Raw genomic sequence first — 5,952 nt, 5'->3', positions numbered from 1 at the left:
AGCAGGCTTTGCAGCGTTTGCCGTAGTTGGACGGCGGGGTTTGGCTGCTATTTTAGAAGTTCGCGCACGGCAGCGATGGTGGCGTGTGTTTGGGTGTGTAGGTCATCTGAAAAGAGTAGATCGGATCTTGTATCCGACAGCCCCGTTTAGCCGAAATGTCGGATTCAAGAATCCGACCTACGTTACTGCAATATCAGAGACTGGATTCCCGCCTGCGCGGAAATGACGGCTCTTTGTGTACTGTTCTGACTATTATCTGATAGGTCGTCTGAAAAAAGTAGGTCGGATACTCGTATCCGACAACCCTTTTAACCGAAATGTCGGATTCAAGAATCCGACCTACGCTGCTGGATTCCCGCCTGCGCGGAAATGACGGCTCTTTGTGTACTGTTCGAACTATTATCTGATAGGTAGTCTAAAAAGAGTAGGTCGGATACTCGTATCCGGCAGCCCCGTTTAGCCGAAATGTCGGGTTCAAGAATCCGACCTACACTGCTGATAATGTCCTGATAGGCCGTCTGAAAATGACAAGGCAGATTTCATGGCTACGCCACTATTTTCAGACGGCCTCTATCCCATTTTAAGCCAAGAAAAACCCGTTATCCGGCAGCTTGCCGCCCAAGAGTTTCGGGTTAAATTGCATCAGGATTTCGTAAAACTTCAAAATCTCGTTCTTCACTTCGCTGCCTTTGGTTACCGTCAGCCGTGCGCCGTCCAAGCCCATGACTAGGGCGGGTTCGGGAGCGGGGAGATAGTTTTTGCCGATTTTCGCCGCGCTTTGGCGGTTGGCGAGTATCCAGTTGAGCGCGTTTTTCAAATCCTGATGGAAGAGGTCGAACTGTGCTTTGTGTGCGTGGAAATATTCTTCGTTGGCGATGATGCCCGCCATCGGAATCAGCGGTTTGGTGTCAAACGCCTGCCCCCATGCTTTCACCAAATCAAAGCCGCGCACGACGTTTACGCCCATGGTTTTGCCTTTCAGTAGGCTGGCGGTTGCCATCGGTTCGGGCAGGATGGCGGCATGGTAGTCCTTGCTTAAAAACAGTCCCACCGCTTCGGGCGGCGTAGCGGTGTAGGTGATGCCGACTTTGTGCGCGTCGATTTTCAGTTTTTTCAACAAGGCTTGCAGCACGATGTCGGGCATGTCGTTTTTAAACGGCACGAGGATTTTTTTGCCGACCAAATCCTGCGGCGAGGCAATCGCGCTGCCTTTGCACATCAGCTGCGTGATGCCGTTGGTCAAAATATTCACCATGCCGACTTTCTGTCCTTGGTTGCGCAGGTTCACGCCGACATTGCTCGGGCTCATCATTACTTTAAATTGTCCGCTTGCTACGCCTGCACGCAGTTGGTCGGGCGAACGCCAGATTTTCAGCGATACATCTGCCTGTTTCGCCAGCTTGCCCTGTAACGCCGCTACTGCAATGGTAACGCTGGGCATTGCCGGTGCGCCGTATACGGTAAATTGTTCTTTACCAGCTGCCAACAATGAAGGCGAAACGCCTGCGGCTGCCAGCGCGGCGGTCATTTTTAAGAAATCGCGTCTTTTCATATCCATTTTTTATCTCCTAATTCTTAATAAGCCAGTGTAGGCATTCTTTCAGACGGCCTGATTTTAAAAAGCCGCATGCAAACTTAACCAATATGTCCTGCCCGGTGCATACACCACGCTGGGGGATAGGGCGAGGACGTGGTCGCCGCTGATGTATTCGGCGTATTTTTTGTTGAACATGTTGTTCACGCCCAAGCGCAAGCCGTATTTGTCTTTGATGTTCATACCGGCATACACGTCGGCAACGGTAAAGCCTTTGGCGGCTTCGCGTTTGTCTATGCCCAGACCGCTTGCTATATCAAAATCGCCGCGCGTTTGTTTGGCGACAAAGCGTGTTGCCGCGCCGATGTTGTAGCTGCCGTGGGCAAAGTAGTTTTTGTAGTCGGCTTGGACGGCGGCTTCAAACGGACGGATTTGATAGAGCGGCCTGCCGTCGGTTTCGTTGTGCCCGTAGTTGTAGGCGGCTTTGATGCCTGCCGCCCAATGCGGATTGAAGTTGTAACGCGCGTAGGCTTGCGCGGTAAACAGGCGTGCATCCACGTTGCGTGTGATGATGCCGCCGCCTTTGGAAGCCGTGCCGCTTTGTCCGTGGGCGCGGTCAAAAATAATCAGGTCTTTGACTTCGTCCGCCACAAGCGTGCTGCCTACGTTCCAGCCTGCGCCTGCCAACGAGTTCATATAGCCGTTGTAGTAGTCGTTGCGGCTGTCGGCGGTGAGCTTGATGCGGTTGTGTTTTTCGGTTTTCAGCAGGGGATTGCCTGCGATGGCGGCGGCTGGGTTCTGGTTCATCAGCGCGCCGTTCATGCGGTTTTGTACGATGGCGGCAAGCGAGTTGAAGCGTTCGGTGTTGTCGCCGATGCGTTCTAAGTGAGCAAGGGAAACGCTGTATTTTTGCGTTTCAGACGGCGTGAAATCGTATTTGAGTTCGCCTGAGAAGGCATGACGGCGCACTTTGCCGTTGAAGTCGTAGCCGTAATGGGTTTTCCAGATTTGTTGTGATGAGGCGAAGGCAAGGTTACGGTTCATCGGATGGGCGGGCTGAGCTGTATTTTTGCGTACGTCTGCTTCGTTGATTTCGTAGCTTAAGCCCAAGCCCAGTTTGTGTTGGTCGTCAAACTTGTAAGACAGGGTATCGGCAATGCGCCAGCGGTCGAGGTGTACATCGGCGAAACGGTAGCCGTTGAGGAAATCGCGCATGGCGGTGTGGGCGTTGCGCTCGCCGTTTTGGCTGTCGTTGCGGTAGCTGACGGTGGCGTTGTTGTGGAATTTGCCGAAGTCCGCGTCGTGTTTGAGCGAGAAGTCGTACACTTTGCGGTCAAGTTCTACAAACATTTGTTGCGGCGTGTTGTTTGGACGCAGTGAGTAATTGTCGGCATGGCGTTTGAGTTTGATGATGCCTGCTTCCGCGCTGACCGTATTGCTCAAATCGGCATTGCCCCAACGCGCGTTGAGTTTAGCGATGTGGCGTTCGGTGTCCAATGCGTCGTTAACGAACTGCGGCTGGCGGTCATCGTTGATGTCGTCGTGTAGGTAGGTGAGGCGGTATTCTTGATTTTCAGACGGCACGAAACCGAGTACCAAAGCTTGATTAAAACGGCTGTATTTCCAATCGGTCTGATTGCCGTCGCCGTCTTTATAGCCGTTGGTTTTGGTGTGATTGAGGTTGACCACGCCGTACACTTTCGCCCCACGCGCTTGTGCGGTAACGGAGTTGTAAAAGCTTTTGCCGTAAAAACCGCTGTTTGCTTTCAACGGACGGAAGGCTTGGTCTATGTTTTCGGTAACAAAGTAATGATCGCTGCGGTCGGTGCGGTCGAATTGGTTTTCGGGGAAATAGCCTTGTGCAGCGGTCGGGGCAATCGGTTTGGGAGGGGAAAAGGTTTTGACAGGCTGGATTTCATCGGGGTCTGCCAAGGTTTCGGCAAAGCCGTTTGCGGCGGCAAAACCGCTCATTAACAGGTAAACCAAATGTTTTCGTTTCATCTTCATCTCCTGATAATCATTTTTATTCATTATGCTCTTGGAGAGAAACAAAGTAAAGAAACGATAAGGTATTTATTGTCGATAAACACCTAGCGCAAAATACAAATCGGCAAGGAGGAAAATTTTTAGAAGAGGGGGAGTGGCGGCGCAGGTTGTGTTTGCTCCGAAATCGGGTTTTATCTTCTATTAATATTTCAGGTTGATAAAGCAAAATGTCGTCTGAAAACCTCTCTCTTTTCAGACGGCCTTTTGCTGGGTATAATAAATTTACGAATCATTATTATTTCTGTTTAAATATAGGAGAAACGCATGAGTACTCGTACCGAACACGACACCATGGGCAATGTCGAAGTCCCATCCGAAGCCTATTGGGGTGCGCAGACCCAGCGCAGCCGCAACAATTTCAAAATCGGCGGCGAAACCCTGCCGCAGCCTCTGATTTATGCTTTGGCGCTGGTGAAAAAAGCCGCAGCCGCCACCAATGTTTCCCTCGGCAGGATTAAGCCCGAACAGGCGGATTTGATTACGCAGGCGGCGGACGACGTGTTGAACGGCAAGCTCGACGGGCAGTTCCCCTTAGTGGTTTGGCAGACCGGCTCCGGCACGCAATCCAATATGAACATGAACGAAGTGTTGGCAAACCGCGCCAATGAAATTGCCGGTACGGGCTTGGCGGCGTATCAGCCCGTCCATCCCAACGACCATGTGAACCACGCGCAATCGACTAATGATGCGTTCCCAACTGCCATCCACGTCGCCGCCGCGATTGAAATCAACCGCCACCTTATTCCGGCGGTAAAAGCCCTGCGCGACACGTTGGACAAAAAAGCCCAAGCCTTCGCCCCCATCGTCAAAATCGGCCGCACCCACTTACAAGACGCGACGCCGCTGACTTTGGGTCAAGAGTTTTCCGGCTATGTTTCCCAGCTTGATCACGGTTTAGGCCGTCTGAACGATGCGCTTAAAGATTTGTATGAACTCGCTTTGGGCGGCACGGCGGTCGGCACGGGTTTGAACAGTCATCCCGAATACGCCGAAAAAGCCGCCGCCAAACTCGCCGAATTGTCCGGCCTGCCGTTTGTCAGCGCGCCGAACAAATTTGAAGCCTTGGGCGGACGTGATGCCACCGTTGCCGCTTCGGGCGCACTGAAAACGCTGGCGGCAAGCCTGAACAAAATCGCCAACGACATCCGCTGGTTGGCAAGCGGTCCGCGCTGCGGTCTGGGCGAAATCAAAATCCCCGAAAACGAGCCGGGTTCGTCCATCATGCCGGGCAAAGTCAACCCGACCCAATGCGAAGCGATGACCATGGTGTGCTGCCAAGTGTTCGGCAACGACGTCACCATCGGCATGGCGGGCGCGTCGGGCAATTTCGAGCTGAACGTCTATATGCCCGTTATCGCTTACAACCTCTTGCAATCCATCCGCCTCTTGGGCGACGCGTGCAACAGCTTCAATGAACACTGCGCCGTCGGCATCGAACCCGTGCCGGAAAAAATCGACTATTTCCTGCACCATTCCCTGATGTTGGTTACTGCGTTAAACCGTAAAATCGGCTATGAAAACGCCGCCAAAGTCGCCAAAACCGCCTACAAAAATGACAAATCGTTGCGCGAAACTGCCATCGAATTGGGCTTGCTGACAGGCGAAGAGTTTGACGAATTGGTTGTTCCTGCCGATATGGTTCATCCGCGTTAAGCTTTAATAATGAAACATGCCGTCTGAAAATGTTTTCAGACGGCATGTTTTTATGCTCAGGCTGTTTTTTCCTCAAATAGGGCAAAAATCATTGGCAGCAGATTGATGCTCATTAGAAATATTATTGAGCTCAAAAATGTACGCCAGGCGTAATACCACGCCTCCGTTCTGTCTGCTTGGGGTAGGAGCGATGCAGAATAGCGGTTGTGTAGGGTTTTTGCGGTGTCATTGTTTTCCAAATAGTTCAACGAAAGTACCAATAATTTGCCCGTGTCTTTGTGTTGCAAGAATTTGGCATGTTCAACCCAGATTCCGGGCTTGGCCTGTTCGCATAAAGATTCAATGCCGACACAAGAGGCCAAGCTGTTTTGGTTGTTTTGCAAAATCGACAGCTCGTTTTTTTCAGCCTGCATGGCTATGGGGGAGGTTTGATGAAGGTATGCGCTCATGCCGTTGTTCTCTATTGCTTGAAAATCATGGAGCTGGCTGAATCCACCATTTTCCCAGGCGACAAATACGGCATAGCATCCGCTGAATAGGCAGATCATAGCCAATTTAAAGACAAAGTTTTTCATCCTTGCTCCTTTTGTTTGAAGACGGCGGCAAAGTCAGGAGGCGTGTTTTCTCGTTTGAAGGTAAGTTTAGGTTTATCTGTTTTTATTGTGAGGTTGAGTGTAACACGGGTAATCAAAAGGCCGTCTGAAAATTTTCAGACGGCC

At 51.5% G+C, this 5,952-nt stretch carries 4 protein-coding genes and 1 pseudogene; 1 reads left to right on the top strand and 4 read right to left on the bottom strand.

Going from position 1 to position 5,952, the window contains the following annotated elements:
- From HMPREF3047_RS11595 to HMPREF3047_RS07950, 3 genes and pseudogenes are all read right to left on the bottom strand, one after another.
- Positions 1 to 119 (bottom strand): annotated as a pseudogene (locus tag HMPREF3047_RS11595) (CRISPR-associated protein Cas4); the annotation flags it as partial.
- 461 nt (positions 120 to 580) lie between these two features.
- Positions 581 to 1,558 carry an ABC transporter substrate-binding protein gene (locus HMPREF3047_RS07955; RefSeq protein WP_004519356.1) on the bottom strand — a complete coding sequence of 326 codons (978 nt, stop codon included), beginning with the start codon at positions 1,556 to 1,558 and terminating at the stop codon, positions 581 to 583.
- Between the two features lie 57 nt (positions 1,559 to 1,615).
- Complete coding sequence (locus tag HMPREF3047_RS07950; protein ID WP_070713173.1) at positions 1,616 to 3,535, bottom strand: TonB-dependent receptor; 1,920 nt, start codon at positions 3,533 to 3,535, stop codon at positions 1,616 to 1,618.
- 309 nt (positions 3,536 to 3,844) lie between these two features.
- On the opposite strand from HMPREF3047_RS07950, the gene fumC reads away from it, so the two are divergent.
- Positions 3,845 to 5,233, top strand: a complete 1,389-nt coding sequence (gene fumC / locus HMPREF3047_RS07945) for a class II fumarate hydratase (protein WP_070713170.1) — start codon at positions 3,845 to 3,847, stop codon at positions 5,231 to 5,233.
- A 56-nt stretch (positions 5,234 to 5,289) separates the two neighbouring features.
- On the opposite strand, the gene HMPREF3047_RS07940 is transcribed toward fumC, so the two are convergent.
- Positions 5,290 to 5,682 carry a hypothetical protein gene (locus HMPREF3047_RS07940; protein ID WP_283127042.1) on the bottom strand — a complete coding sequence of 131 codons (393 nt, stop codon included), beginning with the start codon at positions 5,680 to 5,682 and terminating at the stop codon, positions 5,290 to 5,292.
- Between the last annotated feature and the right edge of the window lie 270 nt (positions 5,683 to 5,952).

This window comes from Neisseria sp. HMSC075C10, from assembly GCF_001815615.1.
Classification (GTDB): Bacteria; Pseudomonadota; Gammaproteobacteria; order Burkholderiales; family Neisseriaceae; genus Neisseria; species Neisseria subflava_A.
This window is presented reverse-complemented; position numbering and strand designations above follow the sequence as displayed.